A 16,836-nucleotide genomic window follows, 5' to 3' on the forward strand; every position below is an offset into this window, starting at 1 on the left:
TCATTTCCACGAATTCCTTAAAACACTTTCATTTAATTTCACTGTAAAGTGGTAAAGTGTTTAATGCTGAAAATGGGTAGGAAGATAAATCATCATCCTACGATTCAGCACCATTACATTTGTTGAATACTTCTAAAAGCCCATTCCATCCCCAGAATTTTTCAGCGGATGGAATGGGAAGACATTGATTGAGAATAGTGATTTTTAAAGGCCCGTCAGGCTTTTGGAATCAGTCTTCACTTTATCATTCACAACTTGAACACCGTTTTTCCATACAGTCTTAACGTGGTTAACCCCAAATAAATATTGCAACTCCTGATAGTTTTCAACATTCCATAAAACGACATCCGCTTGTTTTCCGACTTCAAGGGATCCGACCCTTTCTTGCCTGTTGATTGCACAAGCAGCATTGTATGTCGCCGCCGTAAGCGCTTCTGCAGGGGTAAGCCTCATCGAAATGCATGCCAGATTCATGACAAGCGGCATGGAAGTCGTCGGCGAGGATCCAGGATTGCAATCGGTCGAAATGGCAACAGCCACACCTTCATCGACCATTCGTCGTCCAGGGGCCGCTTCTTCTCGTAAATACAAGGCGGTGGCTGGAAGCAAGCAGGCAATAGTGCCTGATTTCGCCATAGCAGTAATCCCCTCATCCGAAGCTTTTAACAAATGCTCAGCTGAAATGGCTCCTATCTTCGCAGCTAATTCAGCTCCACCGTATGGCTCAATTTCATCAGCATGAATTTTAGGGATCAAGCCGTACTTTTTCCCCGCCTTTAAAATCCGCTCTGATTGTTCGGGGGTAAAAACCCCTTTTTCACAAAAGACATCATTGAATTCAGCAAGCTTTTCTTCAGAGACGATTGGAAGCATATCATTAATCAGATGATCGACAAATTCATCCTCACGGCCTTTATATTCCTTTGGAACCGCATGGGCTCCCATAAAAGTAGGAACTAGATCAATCGGATGCTCTTCCTGTAACTTCTTCATCACCCGCAACTGCTTCAATTCGGTTTCCAAATTCATTCCATAACCGCTTTTACCTTCTACTGTAGTCACGCCATGAGCGAGAAACGAATCAAGGCGGCGTATGGTTTGTTCCATCAATTCTTCTTCACTTGCTTCCCTTGTCATGCGGGTGGTTGCATGAATGCCCCCACCTGCGTTCATGATGTCCATATATGTTGCACCTTCTAGACGCATTTCGAATTCACGCTCACGACTTCCGCCATATACAACATGCGTATGGGGATCAACAAGCCCCGGTGTCACCAAATGACCAGAAGCATCGAAAACTTCAGCCTCATGGATTCTGTCAGCATAGAGTTTTTCCAATTCCTTGGTTGTACCGACAGCTTGAATCAACCCAGATTCCATCCATATACTTCCATCCTCTATCAAACCAAGCTCCGACATTCCCTCTTTGGAACGCGGACCTTTCCTTTCAGAGGTAAGGGTAGCAAGTTGAGCGGCATGTTTTATCCAAATTGGTTTTGTCATTGTTTATCAATTCCTTTATCAAGCATCGGGATATTAATGCCTCTTTCACGAGCTGTTTCCTCTGCAAGTTCATATCCTGCATCAACATGACGAACTACGCCCATCCCAGGGTCCGTTGTCAGTACTCGCTCAATCCTGGCTGCTGCTTCTTCGGTGCCGTCAGCCAAAATTACCACGCCAGCATGCATGGAGTATCCCATTCCTACGCCACCGCCATGATGTACGGATACCCAAGTTGCGCCGCCCACTGCATTCACCATTGCATTTAAGATCGGCCAGTCAGCCACTACATCCGATCCATCCTTCATGGCTTCCGTTTCACGATTTGGCGAAGCGACAGAGCCTGAATCCAAATGGTCACGTCCAATTACTATCGGGGCTTTCAATTCACCGCTAGCAACCATATCATTAAGGATTTTACCAAAACGGGCGCGCTCCCCATAACCAAGCCAGCAAATGCGGGAAGGCAGACCTTGGAACTGAATTTTTTCTTGAGCCATTCTAATCCAGTTACATAAATGTTCATTATCCGCGAATTCGCGTAAAATGGCTTGGTCTGTTTTATAAATGTCTTCAGGATCACCAGATAAAGCGACCCAGCGGAATGGACCTTTTCCTTCACAAAATTGTGGACGGATATACGCTGGAACGAAGCCAGGGAAGTCAAAAGCATTCTCTACGCCTTCATCTTTCGCAACTTGACGGATGTTATTGCCATAATCGAACGTCACGGCTCCTTTTTCCATCATTTCAAGCATCGCTCTAACATGTTTGGCCATTGAAGCTTTAGAGAGATTAATATACTCTTCTGGATTCGCATTTCGTAATTCTGCCGCCTCTGCCATTGACATACCTGAAGGTGTATATCCATTTAGCGGATCATGGGCGGAAGTCTGATCAGTCAAGACATCCGGAATGAAGTTCCTTGCGATCATTTCCGGAAGAATATCTGAAGCATTCCCAATCAAACCAATCGATAATGCTTTTCCTGCAAGTTTAGCTTCTTTTGCTAAACGAATGGCTTCATCCAAAGAATCCGTTTTCACATCGGTATAACGAGTCTCGATTCTCCGGTCAATTCTTGTCTCATCAACATCGATCCCGATACAGACTCCACCGTTCATCGTAACTGCCAGTGGCTGTGCCCCACCCATGCCGCCTAAACCTGCCGTAAGAGTGATGGTGCCTTTTAACGAGTTATTGAAATGTTGTTTTGCTAACTCGGCAAATGTCTCGTATGTACCCTGTACGATTCCTTGAGACCCAATATATATCCAGCTGCCAGCTGTCATTTGCCCATACATCATCAAGCCCTTTTTATCAAGTTCATGGAATGTTTCCCAGTTCGCATACGCCGGGACGATATTTGAATTGGCAATCAGGACACGGGGCGCATCAGTATGCGTTTTAAAAATTGCCACCGGTTTCCCTGATTGGACCAGTAAAGTTTCATCATTTTCAAGCTCTTTTAGTGATTTGACGATTGCATCAAAGCATTCCCAATTACGGGCTGCTTTCCCAATCCCTCCGTATACCACCAAATCTTCAGGACGCTCGGCGACTTCAGGATCCAAATTATTCATCAGCATTCTAAGCACTGCCTCTTGTTGCCAACCTTTCGTATGCAAATCAGTACCTCTATAACGTATAACCTTGTTTGTAATCGTATTCATTTTCACTTTCCCCCTTGGTTTGTTATATTTTCATTCTATAAGAAAAATTCAGAATAATTCATTATAATTTAATGATATTTTTATGATTTATTTCAACCTTTTGTAGTTATCTTTATTTTTTTATGAATAATTTCATGAATTACATTGTTATGAAATAAATAAAAAAGGACGATTCATTTATTGAATCATCCTTTTTTATAATCCAGACCGATATGCTGATGGTGTACAAGCTTCAAGCAATTTGAATTTGGCATTAAAATAAGTTTGATGTGAATAGCCAGCCAATTGTGAGATTTCCTCCAATGATAAATCCGTTTCCTTTAATAAACGTTTAGCTTCCCTAATTCGAACTTGATGGAGCGTATTTCGAAAAGACTCACCGGATTCAGCCGCAAAACGTCGGCTGAGCGTGCTTTTATTGATACGCAGAGTCTCTGCACAACTCGCTAGATTCCACTGGGCGTCCCAATAGTTGGACTCGATCAGCTCTCTTGCCTTTTCACTAATTGTGCGTGCCCCTTCCTGTAATTGTCCATGATCCTGCAGAAGCATGTGTGTCGTGAACGCATGCAGCTCTTTTACTATTTGATGAATGACGGGTTTATGTACAATTTGCTGAAATACATCATAGTATATTGCTTCTAAAGAGGCAGTTTGCAAGTTGTATGATTTCATATGCCTACGAATCTGAGCGAGTACGCTTGTAAGGCGGATACGAACGATTTCCGGGTCGGGGTATGGTCGTTCAAAGGTAAGGAATTCACGTTCAATCCAGTTCCTGATGGCTTTCGCATCCCGTCGTTCGAGCATTTCTATCCAAAGTCTTTGTTCAAGAGGCGTGAGGAATGGATCCATCTCTTGAGGCGAAGTTTGTTGACTTTCGGCTAAAATGATATCATATCCATCGAAAAAGATTTGTCTCGTAAATTCACGTGTTTGCTGATACATCCTTTTTAAAGACTCATCTGAAGATGCCGCTTTTATAATGATGGCAAGGGGCTCATCCATTCTTTCTTTCCAGTGGGCAAGAAACGCTTGGTACTCTTCCTTATAAACTTCAACTTCCTTTGTTTCCTGGACACATAAAATAAAATCCGATAAAGCGAAGATTTGATTCTTCCCAGTAAAAGAATATCGTTGCAGTTCATCATAAACTAATGGAAGGGTCTTGTTGTCAGGTGTCAAAAAAGCGACCATGGTTATTCGACTTTCATGCCTCCGGTCCGTCAAAAAGAAATCAGGATACCCAATATCCAGAGCATTCTCATCATCCATGGTGTTTGACGAGAGAAGATTTGGACCATTTCTCAATTGAAAACGCAATTGTTGGATATGTTTTACCAAATCCGCCGAAGAAAAAGGACGGAATAATACATCTTCAGCACGGAAACGTAAGGCTCGATAAGCCGTTTGAAAAATTCGCTCAGATGAAATCCCTAACCATCGAATTCCCCTTCGCTTTAATGAAACACCCAACGCCTCACTTTCATCCGTCCAAATATCCATATCCAAAATAACGAATTCCGGTTGCTGATTGCGGATGCCCTTTTCAAATTCTTCAATCGTTTTCCATAAGATCAGTCTAACTCCAGTTAGGTGGGACTCGACTATCCAACGAATTCCTTGAGCCTCAATCTCATCTTTTGCCACCAAATGAATTTCCACATCATCACCTCATTTCTGCTGATATTCGTGTAATGAAAATAAATATGAAGGCACAACTTGAAGAGAAAAGGAATGCCTGTTCTTTTCGAATGCACTTGTATCTCATCTCCATTCTAATCCCGCCTAAAACTACAAACAAGTCTTATTGGACAGAACCTGCGATTAAGATTAAATTTTTGACATGCTCAGCCGTTATTTTTATCTACTCGGGAAGTAGCCATATGAAAATATAAAAAGAAACATCATAGGAACTTTGTGATTTCCAATGATGTTTCTTTTTAGTCACTTTTAATCTTCAATACATTTAGAACCTTTATAATCGATTAATATTGACTTCAGCTTCTTTTACAATGTTTTCCGCTGAAGCATCTGTCAATTTTAATGATAATAGGGTAATGACTCCTATTACAAGTAATCCTGATAAAATAAACATACCTTGAGTAAATGCAACAGTTCCGAGAATCATCGGTCCTACAAAACCGCCTAAAGCCGCAAATGAATTGACGATGGCTATTCCAACTGGTGCAGTGGACTCAGTGAAGAAAAATGTCATATAGGCAAAGAAACATCCACTGAACCCGTATAAACCGAAAGATGTAATCGTTAACATAAGCACCATCATAAAAACACTATCTGAAAAGCCGCACCCGATAAATCCGACAACTGCTATCATGAGGCAAACGAGCAAGTGTGATTTATGTTCATTGGTCCGATCTGAATTCCAGCCCACAAACATAATGGCAGGTATGCCTACTAACGATGGAATCATCGCTAACCAGCCTATTTCTAAATTGGTTGTTGCATTTTCCGATAAAGATTTAATGATGGTTGGCATCCAGAATGACAATCCATAGATAGATGTGTACCCCGCGAAATAAAATAGGGCCAGCTTCCAAATTTTCGCATCTTTCAGCATATCAAGCTTTGTGACTTTATTTATTTTCGAGCTAACTTTTCTTTCCGCACTCAATTCCCCTTCTAACCAATCACTTTCTTCCTTAGATAACCATTTAGCGTTGGTCGGTCTATTAGTTAAATAGAAAACAACAACAACACCGATAATAATGGCCGGAATGCCTTCAAGGATGAACATCCATCTCCAGCCGGCCATACCGAACCAGGAAATATTGTCAAGTATCCACGTCGACACAGGCGCACCAATCAATCCGCCAATCGGTAAGGCTAAAAGCAGGGCCGCTGTTGCCCGTCCTCTCTCGCGGGCCCTGAACCAATAAGTTAAATACAAAATTATGCCAGGAAAAAAACCAGCTTCGGCAACACCTAATAAAAAACGGAGAATATATAAATGCATCGTTGTTTGCGCAAAACCTGTTAATATTACCACGAGTCCCCACGAAATCATTATGCGGGCAATCCATATCCGAGCTCCCACTTTATGCATGATCATGTTGCTAGGAACTTCAAAGAAGAAATAGCCTATAAAAAAAATGCCGGAAAGCAATCCAAAAACTTCAGCGGATAAGGCTAATTCTGCATTCATTTGTAAAGCAGCATAGCCTAAATTGACCCTGTCCAAGTAAGCAATGATATAAAGGAGCAAGATAAATGGAAGAATGCGTTTCATCGTTTTACTGATTGTTCTTTTCTCTATCTCACCACTGGAATGATTCATGATAATTTCCTCCCTTTTCCTGCTACTATTTCCCAAAAAATAATCCGTTTAACGCACATCACTTTTCCTGCTTCCCGATACTATGGTTCATTCCTAGGTCTTTAAGTTTATCCTGATACCCCCTCCTAATTTAAACTGAACTAACCTCCCCCATACTTGATCTCGAAACTTTGTAAACGCTTTCTAAAAATGCGAAATGCGATTAAGAAAACGTTGTGATTATTGATGATCTACGTTAGATTAAATAGACTACCAATCAGTTAACTAGACTGTAGTCTGATATTAAACTACACAGGAATATTCTGTCAATTATCATTTGGAGGTTTTTTATGATTGAGCCTAGAAAGAAACAGCTTAGGGGAGAAAAGACTCGTGAAAAAATATTAAAAATATCTTTAAAGCTATTTAGCGAAAAAGGTTATGATAAAGTCACCGTTGACGAAATCGTGAAAAAAAGCGGCACATCAAAAGGGTCATTTTACCAACACTTTTCAGCGAAATCGGATATTTTTTTAGTGAGATTCATAGAAGTCGATGATTACTATCGTGAAGTCTTCCGTTCGTTCCCAGTCGATATGGACGCTACCGAGAAATTATTTATTTTCATACGCAAATTGATGCGTTTTCTGGAAGAAGAAATGGGCAAAGATTTAATGAAAGTGATTTACAGTTCCGCTTTAGATTCTAAAGAACATACTTACTTTTTAAATTCAAATCGCTCACTCTTCCAAATTATTCGTTCAATAATTGAAGAGGCGAAAGAACAAAACGACATTGGCACTGACCAATCAGTTAACGAAATTTCACAACTTATCACCCAAAGCCTAATGGGAACCATCTACCATTGGGGATTAAACAACTCAGAACAAAGCTTGGAATCACTATCCATACCGCTAACCAAAACAATCATTAACGGGCTGAAAACTAAGAACTAATACTTAAATCAAAAGATTCATTTTCAAAAAATCTGACATTAATTCAATATTAACCCCAATCTCACTGAATGGTAGGGGTAACTACATTAATCTATAAAGTTCATACTTTTTCATTATTTTCAATTGAGTGTCAGACATATTAAACGAGGAGTCGAAAGCCAGATATCATGAAACGATTTTTATTTATCATCCTATATGCACTATTATTTGGATTATCGCTGCAGGCTTTTAATTTCAAGCTTGATCACCCTATTGCCAAAGATATCAGCCGGCTGATGCCGGTTAAAATGAAAACGATTAAGGCGGAAGATAGTGAAGAAGAAATCAAAAAGGTGGTTTTGGATGCCGAAAAAAACGATGATCCCATTTCCATTGCCGGAATGCAGCATAGCCAAGGAGGGCAGACATTATATCCAAATGGGATCCTGCTCGATATGAAGCACTATGATAAAATACTTGATTTGGATGTAAAAGAAAAACGCATCACGGTCCAAAGCGGAGCAACCTGGGCTGCTCTCCAGGAACATATCAACCCATATGGACTTGCACTGAAAGTCAGTCAATCTCAAAACATTTTTACCATCGGCGGTTCTTTGAGCGTTAATGTCCATGGCCGCGATATCCGTCATCATGCCTTGATAGAAACCGTGGAATCTTTTAGATTGCTTAACGCAAAAGGACAAATCCTAACAGTGAGCCGCGAAGAAAATTCGGAGCTCTTCCATTCGGTTATTGGCGGGTATGGTTTGTTTGGCGTAATACTCGATGTAACACTCCACCTTACCGATGACGAACTTTATAACATTAAAACTAAATCACTCCATTATGATGAATATACGTCGTACTTTAAAAGAGAAATTCTCCCAAACGATGATGTTAAAATGCATCTTGCGAGAATATCGGTTGCTCCTGGCTCCTATTTGGATGAAATGTATGTAACGGATTATTATACGGCAAATGACCAAACACAGCTATCTGACTACAATACTCTCAAACGGGAAACGATCATTGCAGTGCCTAAATTCTTTCTTGGCCTATCACGTTTTAATGACTGGGGTAAAAAAAGGTTTTGGGAAACTCAAAAAACCTACACGGCCAATATTGATGGCAACTTGGTTTCGAGGAATAATGTGATGCGGTCAGACTCAGCCTTTATGGATTACAGCAACCCTACCAAAACTGAAGTGCTGCAAGAATACTTCGTTCCGATTGATCAATTTGCTGATTATATCGATGATTTAAGAAATACCTTATCTGATGAGAAAGATTTTAATTTATTAAATATTACAATTCGTTATGTGGAACATAATGATGAATCACTCATGTCCTATGCCAAGGATGATATGTTCGCTCTTGTAATGCTCATTAATCAAGGGACAGATAACGAAAGTAAAGAAAATACGGGAAGGGTCATCCGTAATATGATTGATGTGACGCTTGACCATAACGGCAGCTACTATTTGCCCTATTATGGGTATCCAACCAAGACCCAATTATCTGAAGCGTATCCGCATACTGAGGAATTCTTTCGATTAAAGAAGAAGTATGATCCTGATAATCGCTTCATGAATCTTTTCTATGAGGAGTATCATCCATGAATTATAAACGTTTCGTTTTTTACCAAGGCACTGTTGGAATGGCTGCCAGCATGATTTTCCCTTTTTATATTTTGCTAATCAAAAATGTAGGTACAAGTTATTCACAATTCGGGTGGGCATATGGAATATTCTCACTGACTGCAGCAGTTAGTTATCCTTTAATCGGAAAATTCACTGACAAAGCCGGTGACAAGGCATTTCTCCTTATCTATTCATGGGGGATGGCACTAATCCTTCTTGCCTTTCCTCTCGCATATGAAATTTGGCATGTCTATCTCCTGCAAATCATTATGGGAATACTTGGGGCAGTGCAAAAAAACACTGAAAAAACCGTACTTGCAAGATATGTTACGAAGAAAACAGCGGGTGAGGAAATTGGAAACTACCATGTTTGGACATCCATCGGTGCTGCAGCTGCGGTGATTGCAACCGGATATTTAGTCGACTTTTTAACGATCGGCAGCATCTTTTACATTGCCTCCTTAATGTTTGCCTGGAGTGGATTTATTATAATGAAGATGGAGAAAAATACTTCACTATCTAATGCAGAAAAAATAAAAATATAAGCATTTATTACTGGTTAACGCCAATAAAATCAGTTACCCCTTTTAGTAGAAGAAGCATCTGCATTAACCTTAGCAGATGCTTCTTCTACTATATAATTCATTTGCGGATCAAAAAACAAAAAATGATCTTACAAAGATATATTAAACCTGCTGCCCTTTCCTCAATTTGGTTTCGTTAAATATACGAGTTCTAAACTTACTGCGTTTATTAGTACAATTAAAGATAACGGACCAGAGCACATATAATAAAATACTACTTTCTTATCAACTTGGTTATTATTTTTCCGTCTAAAAAAACTAATGACATCATAACTATTCCCATTCCAATCAACTGATGAATAGACAACACTTCATGTAAAAAGAAAAAGCCTAAAATCATTCCGATGACAGGCACTATATAATTACTATATGAAGTAAATAATGCGCCTTCTTGCCGAATCAGCCTATTAAATAATGCATAAACAACACCTGCATGGAAAATGCCTAAAATCGCTAAGTGGATAGATTGAGATCGTGCTAAATCCAATTTGAAAGATTGCTCAAACAAAAGGGACATGGGTATGAGCAATGCACTGGCAATCAGTAATACATTTCTCATATGAATAACGGAAGATCCCTCGTTTAATTTCTCCATGAAAATCAATGATAATCCAAAACTCATAGCAGCCAATATCAATAGGATGTTCCCCTGAATACTGTTAGAAAGGTCTTGGATTCCTTGTGTTGGCCAGGAAAGGAAGACAATACCTGCAAATCCGAATAGGATACTTGTAATCTCCGGCATTGTGCTTTTTCTTTTGAAAAATGCTAGTAAAAAGAGGATGGTAAAGACGGGAACCATTCCAATCAGCACCGCTGCGATACTGCTAGGCACCGATTTCTGGCCTTGTGCAATAAACACGAATGGTAGTACAACCTCGAAAAACGCAATGATTATATACCATTTATAATAACTCCTGGGTACTCTTCGCTCTTCTTTAGATAAAAAAAAACCAAAGAAGAGTAAACAGATACCGCCGATACATGCTTTGATGGCTGACAATGTAATAACCCCAACATTTTCTATGACTAATGCAATAAAGAAGAATTGAGACCCCCATATACCACTAATCAAGAGTAACAACACATATTTATTCATTCACTTTACCTCCCTTTTCAGCAATGGATCGGCAAAAGTCTTAGTATTATGCTTTGACCGATTTCCACCAAAATAGTTCGTGCCGATTACACCAACAAGAATAATCATTGCACCAATAACGTGATAATAATATATGGATTCATGTAAGAATATCACCCCTGCCATAACCGTAATCAATGTCGCTAAATTACTGAAAACGCTCATCTTAGATGCTGGTAATATAGATAATGCATAGTTTGATAAAAAAGCAGTAAGCAGTGACGACAATACCCCAAGATATACGATTGAAATGAGGAATGCACTACTTGTGAAGGGTAATAAAAAGCTACTAATAGATTGGTTAATTATATGGTTGATGACGGCCATACTATTAAAAGTCACAAAACCAAAGAACGTCATCACATAAGTTAACGTAAATAGTGAATATTGCTTTGTTACCTTCCTCGCTACCACATTATAGAGAGCGGCAGCAATCGAGGATAATAAGATCAGGATCGTTCCTTTCAAACTGTGAGCCGCAAGTTGCAAGTCATTCATGACAAAGATAAAGATAACCCCCATCACAGATAAATAAAGAAAAAATTTCTGACCTCTACCAGCGTATTCTTTCAAAAATAATGAAGCTGATAATAACGTGAAAATTGGTATGGTCGCTTGGATAATACCCGCTTCTGAAGATGAGGTATACACGAGACCAAACACTTGAAATATAAAGAAAAAAATTGGATAAAGAAACACCAATGGAAGAATTTTCAAAGTATCCTTTACACTTATTGTCACTGATGTCCCCCTATATAGCTTAAAAATTATGGCGATCAAAAAAGCCATCGTAAATCGATGTGCCAATGTATCTAGCGGACTCGCTTCCATTAATGATATTTTTGTAAAAATAAATGAAAATCCAATAATAAAGGCATATAATATCGCCGCAAAATAGGCTTTTTTATTTTCTGGCATATTGAGTAACTCCTCCTTTTCAACACCCGGCCGGTTGTAAGTATCGTATTAAAAGTTCCACTACGATACAATACAAATAAGAAGCATCTGTAACGGTACAGTTTTAGGAGGTATTCATGTTAAAATACGTAGCTTTGTGTAATGAATTTGAATCTCGCATCCAGAATGGACAGCTCAAAGCGGGCTTTAAGCTCCCATCGATTCGTCAATTAAGCGAACAACATCAATGTAGTAAAAGTACAGTTTTGAAAGCTCTGCAAGAATTGGAAAAGAAGCATTTAATCTACGCTGTTCCTAAAAGTGGATATTATGTCGTTCAAAAAGAATTTGATGGTAAACGTGAACCAACAGCGGAAATCGACTTTGTTACTTCCGCTCCCGATTGGCATCAATTTCCGTATCATGACTTTCAACATTGCATCAACAAAGCCATCGATACCTATCAGCAAGAATTGTTTATCTATGGCACTCCTAAAGGACTCCCCTCTTTAATTAAAGTGATACAAAAACAATTAGAGCAGTATCAGGTTTTCGCCAAAGTAGAACAGATTTTCATTACTTCTGGGGTGCAGCAAGCACTTTCCTTATTAACGTTCATCCCCTTTCCAAATGAACGTACTCATATACTTGTTGAGCAGCCTAGTTATCATCTATTTGTGGAGCAATTGAAAGCGTACAAGATTCCCGTGCTAGGAATCCAACGAACAGCAGAAGGTATTGATTTAGGGAAATTAGAACGGATTTTTAGTGATCAGGAAATTAAATTCTTTTATACGATGCCTCGTTTTCATAATCCGTTAGGGACTTCTTACTCTAAAATGGAAAGAGAGGAGATACTAAAGCTTGCAGTAAAGTATGGTGTCTATATTGTAGAAGATGATTATTTAGCAGATTTCGAAGAAAATATGAAGGTAGACCCTATTTTTTCCGGGGATACCCATAACATGGTCATTTATTTAAAAAGCTTCTCTAAAATAATGTTTCCAGGATTACGCATAGGTGTTGCCGTATTGCCTAAACCATTAGCGGATAGCTTCCAACTATATAAAAGAACAGCTGATATTGATAGTTCCATGATTTCACAAGCAGCCTTGGAAATCTACATAAAAAGCGGTATGTTTAAACACCATAGAAACAAAGTGCGTCTTTCCTATTTATTGCGAGCAAACTTGCTATACGATGCTCTAGAAAAGCACTCTACTCCAGGCTTTTATCGCCCAGCATCCATATGTATGAACGCTCATATCGTACTTCCTCATCGTTTAAATAGTACTCACCTCATCAATAACTTACAGAATCAACAAGTACTGGTAGAGACGATGGGTCAAAATTATTTAGATGGCTTTCACCAGGAAAAAATATTAAAATTAAACGTGTCCAATACAAATATACAAAAACTTGACCAAGGAATAGCTCTCATTTTTAAAGAATTGAATAACAAGCAGAACTATTACTTATAAAGCTTTTACATATGGTTTATAGTCACTTTTCACTCAGAACATTAAACAAAAAAAGCAGGGAAAATATTTTTCTGATAACAACGCAAAGCCATTAATTACAAACATTAACATTTGTAATTCTGAAAAAGCATATGCAAAATGAGCCCAACCAAAAAAAGAGCTAAATAGAATTGGCTCTCATTTTGTAGACAAAAGGGGTTCGGAATGGTCTCTTCCCGAATCCCGAATTTTAATGTTTTATATGGGATGGAACTATCACTAGGTTGAAGAAAATTGCGACACTCCTGCTGAATAACTGGCTAGCCGAGACACCAAAGACGCTTGCTTTGATGAGGCTTGGCGAGACAGTCGGCGGATAGGGAGCGGATTTCTGAAAACAATTTAAAGAAAAAAACTGCAGGCAAACTCGCTTTTCTTCGAGTTTGTCTACAGTCTGAGTGCCAATTAGAATTGGCTCTAAAAAAGTTTAACGTAATAGCCCACTTTATTTATAAAATTTTATACGATCCTCAAGTGGTTTGAATTCTTTATCACCCGGTTGAGCTGTTGGATTTCCAAATGGCATTTGTGCAATCAATTTCCAATTGCTTGGGACATCCCATTCTTTTTTCACTTCATCATCAATTAGAGGATTATAATGCTGTAAAGTTGCTCCCAATCCTTCTGCTTCAAGTGCAGTCCAAACAACTAATTGATGCATGCCTGATGTTTGTTGTGACCAGATTGGAAAGTTATCGGCATAAGTTGCAAATTGTTCTTGAAGTGATTTCACAACAGATTCATCTTCAAAGAATAATATTGAGCCATACCCCGCTTTAAACGAATCCATTTTTTGTTGAGTGCCAGAGAAATCCCCCTCACCAACCGCTTTCCTTAAAGCCTGCGTCGTAATATCCCATAATTTATCATGTGCAGATCCTGTTAAAACAACAAGGCGGGAAGATTGGGAATTAAAAGCCGATGGCGTGTGTTTTACCGCAAATTCAACTATTTCTTTAATTTTCTCATCCGATACTCCGACCTCTTTATTGATTCCATAATATGAACGTCTCTCTTTAATGGCCGTGTAAAAATCTTTTGTCATAAGTCATTCCTCCAGAGCATTTTTTCTATTTCAAATGATTATTCCATTTTTTATTTTCTACCTGTTTTAGTATGGGCATAAACCAATATATCATTCACTAAAGATTGTCAATTATTCTTTAATGAATTCTTTAGTGCTTCTTACTGTATCAATGGGACGGACCAACTTTTCAATTTGCTCCCTTTTTGGTTCTAAGAACGGTGGTAAAGATAACTTTTCCCCAAGCGTTTCATACGTCTCATCCCCCATAAATCCAGGACCATCCGTGGCAAACTCGAATAAAATCTGCGGCGCCACTCGGACGTAAAGCGACTCAAAAAAGTGACGATCAACATAACCGGACGTATGAAATTGGAAGCTTTCCATTCGTTTGATCCATTCTTCCAGAACGGAACGGTCTTCAACACGGAAGGCTGTATGGTGAACAGTCCCAAAACCCTGCCGTGCCTGAGGGAGGATCGAATTATGCTCGACGATCACTTGAGCACCATTCCCACCTTCTCCTACTTCAAATAGGTGAAATGATCCTTCCTTGTCTATTTCTTTGAATAATAGGACTTTTTCCATCATTTCTTTAAAGTAATCGAAGTTGGCGATCCGAATGAAAATTGGTCCTAATCCTGTAATAGCATATTCCAGAGGAATCGGGCCTTTTTGCCAAGGGATTCCAGCTGCAACCCCTTCATTATTTTCATCTGAAATCAATTGATATTGCTGATCATCAAAATCCACAAAAGATATGATCTTTTTGCCAAATTGTTCCTGGATCCCTGTATTCCCAACTTCTAAACGATCGAAGCGCTTAACCCAATACTCCAATGCCGCATCATTCGGTACACGGAAGGATGTTTTGGAAATTTCATTAGTCCCATGCACTCCTTTAGGAATTCCAGGAAAATCAAAGAATGTCATGTCAGTACCTGGGCCGCCAACATCGTCGGCAAAAAACAGGTGATAGGTTTGGATATCATCTTGGTTAACTGTTTTCTTGACTAAACGCATGCCTAATATATTTGTGAAAAATTCATAATTCTTTTCTGCACTGCTTGTTATGGCCGTTACGTGGTGTATACCTTTTAATCCATTCATAAATTATTCCTCCCATTAAAACGATTCAATTTTTGGATGTTCAGCTTTTTCATCAATTCCCTATATTTTTCCTTTAAGAATAGGTGGCTATTCAATAAAGAGGTTTAGAACACACTATTTATTATCTCGAATTAAATTATCTTTACTTAAGGATAATTTATCATGAATGCCATTCACTGTCAACAACATTATCTCAAATTAATATATCTCAAAATAAAAATAATTTCAGGCAAAAAAACACCACTGTCAATTTTCCTTTTTATAATAGAAGAAATTAATTCTAAACATTCTACGTAAGAATATCCATTCTAAAGCAAATGCCCTTATGTATATGGTTGTCTATAGCTATAAAAGCGGCAAAGACAATCAATCACTTCTTTGGCAAATTGGATCAGAATTAGTAAAACTATTCATTCGTTTCAATACGAAAGCCCCCAGGAACAAACAAAATCTTTACGTGAGGGCTATTTCGTTTTGGTTTCTTATTTTACGTGATGCAATTCCGCTTGTTTTCCGGATGAAGAGTTTGTGCCATCATTTTCTTTTAACTTCTTAGAAGAAAGATAAACTCCTGCGAAAATAATCAGCAGACCAATAATTACATTAGGATTAATCGCTTCTCCAAGCAGGAGATAGCCCCAAACCATAGCGGTTGCAGGAATAAGGTATGTAACCGATGCGGCTAACTCTGGGCTGCCATTTTTATTGATGTAGAAATAGATTAGCTGGCCAAGCCCAGAGCCAAAGCACCCAAGACCGACTATGGCGAAAACCGTCAGCGGTTCCATCAACATCACTGGCTTAATCGGCTCTGTTATTAGCATCCCGGTCAAACCGATAACGGCACCCGTGAGCAGCGTAAACGTCGTAATGACCAATATGCTGGTACTGGAAAGAAATCTTTTAGTAAAATGACCGGCAAAACCATAACAGATGGACGCTAGCAGCATTGTCCCAATCCCGATTAATTCCTTTCCGAAAAGCTGACCGATTTGAAAATCCATCAATACTAGTATTCCAAAGAAACCAATTAGAATGCCCATCCATTGTCGGGCGGTTAGAACGTATGAAAAAATGATAAATCCGATGATCCCCGTCCAGATCGGAGTGGTTGCATTTAGAATCGATGCCGTGCTGCTGTTAATCTCTGTTTCACTTAAAGGTATTAATCCCCATGCTAATCCGCAATTGAAGATTCCGACAACGACCAGTGCTTTCCACGGCAATTTCCAGTTGATTTCCCTGCGCTTCCACCATAAAATGGGAAGCAGCACAACAGCACCCGCCAAACAGCGGAGAAATACAATGCCCCAAATGCCCGCTGGCGGTAGCAGCCACTTCATAAAAACAAACGATAAACCCCATATCAAACTAAGGCCGATTAAAGCCCCGTATAATCGAAGCATGATGTTCCCCCTTCGTACTTTCAATTTCACCAATCACTGTGCCGCGTTCAACATTTAAAAATTCACAATATTTATTGCTATGTATTGGATTTCCCCTTTACTATCGACAATTACAATTTCATAAAATGT

At 39.1% G+C, this 16,836-nt stretch carries 13 protein-coding genes; 4 read left to right on the plus strand and 9 right to left on the minus strand.

From position 1 onward, the window contains the following. Window positions 1-204: 204 nt before the first annotated feature. From hutI to ACIQZD_RS12965, 4 genes are all read right to left on the minus strand, one after another. Window positions 205-1,503 carry an imidazolonepropionase gene (gene hutI / locus ACIQZD_RS12950; RefSeq protein WP_402902973.1) on the minus strand — a complete coding sequence of 433 codons (1,299 nt, stop codon included), beginning with the start codon at window positions 1,501-1,503 and terminating at the stop codon, window positions 205-207. Further along, entirely contained in the window at window positions 1,500-3,176 is a 1,677-nt protein-coding gene (gene hutU, locus ACIQZD_RS12955; protein WP_402902978.1) for a urocanate hydratase, read from the minus strand. Before hutU ends, hutI begins: the two co-directional genes overlap by 4 nt. 195 nt (window positions 3,177-3,371) lie before the next feature. After that, a complete protein-coding gene (locus ACIQZD_RS12960; protein ID WP_402902981.1) occupies window positions 3,372-4,841 on the minus strand; it encodes a helix-turn-helix transcriptional regulator in 1,470 nt (489 codons plus the stop codon). A 313-nt stretch (window positions 4,842-5,154) separates the two neighbouring features. Next, entirely contained in the window at window positions 5,155-6,474 is a 1,320-nt protein-coding gene (locus ACIQZD_RS12965) for an MFS transporter (RefSeq protein ID WP_402902984.1), read from the minus strand. 329 nt (window positions 6,475-6,803) lie between these two features. On the opposite strand from ACIQZD_RS12965, the gene ACIQZD_RS12970 reads away from it, so the two are divergent. The 3 genes from ACIQZD_RS12970 (at window position 6,804) to ACIQZD_RS12980 (ending at window position 9,573) form a co-directional block, all read left to right on the plus strand. Next, window positions 6,804-7,409 carry a TetR/AcrR family transcriptional regulator gene (locus tag ACIQZD_RS12970; protein WP_402902987.1) on the plus strand — a complete coding sequence of 202 codons (606 nt, stop codon included), beginning with the start codon at window positions 6,804-6,806 and terminating at the stop codon, window positions 7,407-7,409. Window positions 7,410-7,576: 167 nt separating this feature from the next. Further along, complete coding sequence (locus tag ACIQZD_RS12975; RefSeq protein ID WP_402902990.1) at window positions 7,577-9,007, plus strand: FAD-binding protein; 1,431 nt, start codon at window positions 7,577-7,579, stop codon at window positions 9,005-9,007. Beyond that, complete coding sequence (locus ACIQZD_RS12980) at window positions 9,004-9,573, plus strand: MFS transporter (RefSeq protein WP_402902993.1); 570 nt, start codon at window positions 9,004-9,006, stop codon at window positions 9,571-9,573. Before ACIQZD_RS12975 ends, ACIQZD_RS12980 begins: the two co-directional genes overlap by 4 nt. Before the next feature lie 253 nt (window positions 9,574-9,826). Here ACIQZD_RS12980 and ACIQZD_RS12985 read toward each other — a convergent pair whose 3' ends face one another. Together ACIQZD_RS12985 and ACIQZD_RS12990 are read right to left on the minus strand one after the other, a co-directional pair. Then, window positions 9,827-10,711 carry a DMT family transporter gene (locus ACIQZD_RS12985; RefSeq protein WP_402902996.1) on the minus strand — a complete coding sequence of 295 codons (885 nt, stop codon included), beginning with the start codon at window positions 10,709-10,711 and terminating at the stop codon, window positions 9,827-9,829. After that, window positions 10,712-11,668, minus strand: a complete 957-nt coding sequence (locus ACIQZD_RS12990) for a DMT family transporter (RefSeq protein ID WP_402902999.1) — start codon at window positions 11,666-11,668, stop codon at window positions 10,712-10,714. Window positions 11,669-11,784: 116 nt separating this feature from the next. On the opposite strand from ACIQZD_RS12990, the gene ACIQZD_RS12995 reads away from it, so the two are divergent. After that, entirely contained in the window at window positions 11,785-13,128 is a 1,344-nt protein-coding gene (locus tag ACIQZD_RS12995; protein ID WP_402903006.1) for an aminotransferase-like domain-containing protein, read from the plus strand. Between the two features lie 484 nt (window positions 13,129-13,612). On the opposite strand, the gene ACIQZD_RS13000 is transcribed toward ACIQZD_RS12995, so the two are convergent. The 3 genes from ACIQZD_RS13000 to ACIQZD_RS13010 form a co-directional block, all read right to left on the minus strand. Next, window positions 13,613-14,212 (minus strand): nitroreductase family protein, encoded by a 600-nt coding sequence (locus ACIQZD_RS13000; RefSeq protein ID WP_350302356.1) that lies wholly within the window; start codon window positions 14,210-14,212, stop codon window positions 13,613-13,615. Window positions 14,213-14,323: 111 nt separating this feature from the next. Continuing rightward, window positions 14,324-15,301 carry a ring-cleaving dioxygenase gene (locus ACIQZD_RS13005; protein WP_402903011.1) on the minus strand — a complete coding sequence of 326 codons (978 nt, stop codon included), beginning with the start codon at window positions 15,299-15,301 and terminating at the stop codon, window positions 14,324-14,326. A gap of 482 nt (window positions 15,302-15,783) precedes the next feature. Further along, window positions 15,784-16,707 (minus strand): DMT family transporter, encoded by a 924-nt coding sequence (locus tag ACIQZD_RS13010; RefSeq protein WP_402903014.1) that lies wholly within the window; start codon window positions 16,705-16,707, stop codon window positions 15,784-15,786. Window positions 16,708-16,836 lie beyond the last annotated feature (129 nt).

It is taken from the genome of Peribacillus sp. NPDC096447 (assembly GCF_044762725.1).
GTDB lineage: Bacteria > Bacillota > Bacilli > Bacillales > DSM-1321 > Peribacillus.

Excerpts from the sequence above, each read along its gene's own strand:
- ACIQZD_RS12980 (WP_402902993.1), top strand. The coding sequence starts at position 9,004 with ATGAATTATAAACGTTTCGTTTTTTACCAAGGCACTGTTGGAATGGCT.
- ACIQZD_RS13000 (WP_350302356.1), bottom strand. The coding sequence starts at position 14,212 with ATGACAAAAGATTTTTACACGGCCATTAAAGAGAGACGTTCATATTAT.
- hutI (WP_402902973.1), bottom strand. The coding sequence starts at position 1,503 with ATGACAAAACCAATTTGGATAAAACATGCCGCTCAACTTGCTACCCTT.
- ACIQZD_RS12970 (WP_402902987.1), top strand. The coding sequence starts at position 6,804 with ATGATTGAGCCTAGAAAGAAACAGCTTAGGGGAGAAAAGACTCGTGAA.
- hutU (WP_402902978.1), bottom strand. The coding sequence starts at position 3,176 with ATGAATACGATTACAAACAAGGTTATACGTTATAGAGGTACTGATTTG.
- ACIQZD_RS13010 (WP_402903014.1), bottom strand. The coding sequence starts at position 16,707 with ATGCTTCGATTATACGGGGCTTTAATCGGCCTTAGTTTGATATGGGGT.
- ACIQZD_RS12990 (WP_402902999.1), bottom strand. The coding sequence starts at position 11,668 with ATGCCAGAAAATAAAAAAGCCTATTTTGCGGCGATATTATATGCCTTT.
- ACIQZD_RS12995 (WP_402903006.1), top strand. The coding sequence starts at position 11,785 with ATGTTAAAATACGTAGCTTTGTGTAATGAATTTGAATCTCGCATCCAG.
- ACIQZD_RS12975 (WP_402902990.1), top strand. The coding sequence starts at position 7,577 with ATGAAACGATTTTTATTTATCATCCTATATGCACTATTATTTGGATTA.
- ACIQZD_RS13005 (WP_402903011.1), bottom strand. The coding sequence starts at position 15,301 with ATGAATGGATTAAAAGGTATACACCACGTAACGGCCATAACAAGCAGT.
- ACIQZD_RS12985 (WP_402902996.1), bottom strand. The coding sequence starts at position 10,711 with ATGAATAAATATGTGTTGTTACTCTTGATTAGTGGTATATGGGGGTCT.
- ACIQZD_RS12965 (WP_402902984.1), bottom strand. The coding sequence starts at position 6,474 with ATGAATCATTCCAGTGGTGAGATAGAGAAAAGAACAATCAGTAAAACG.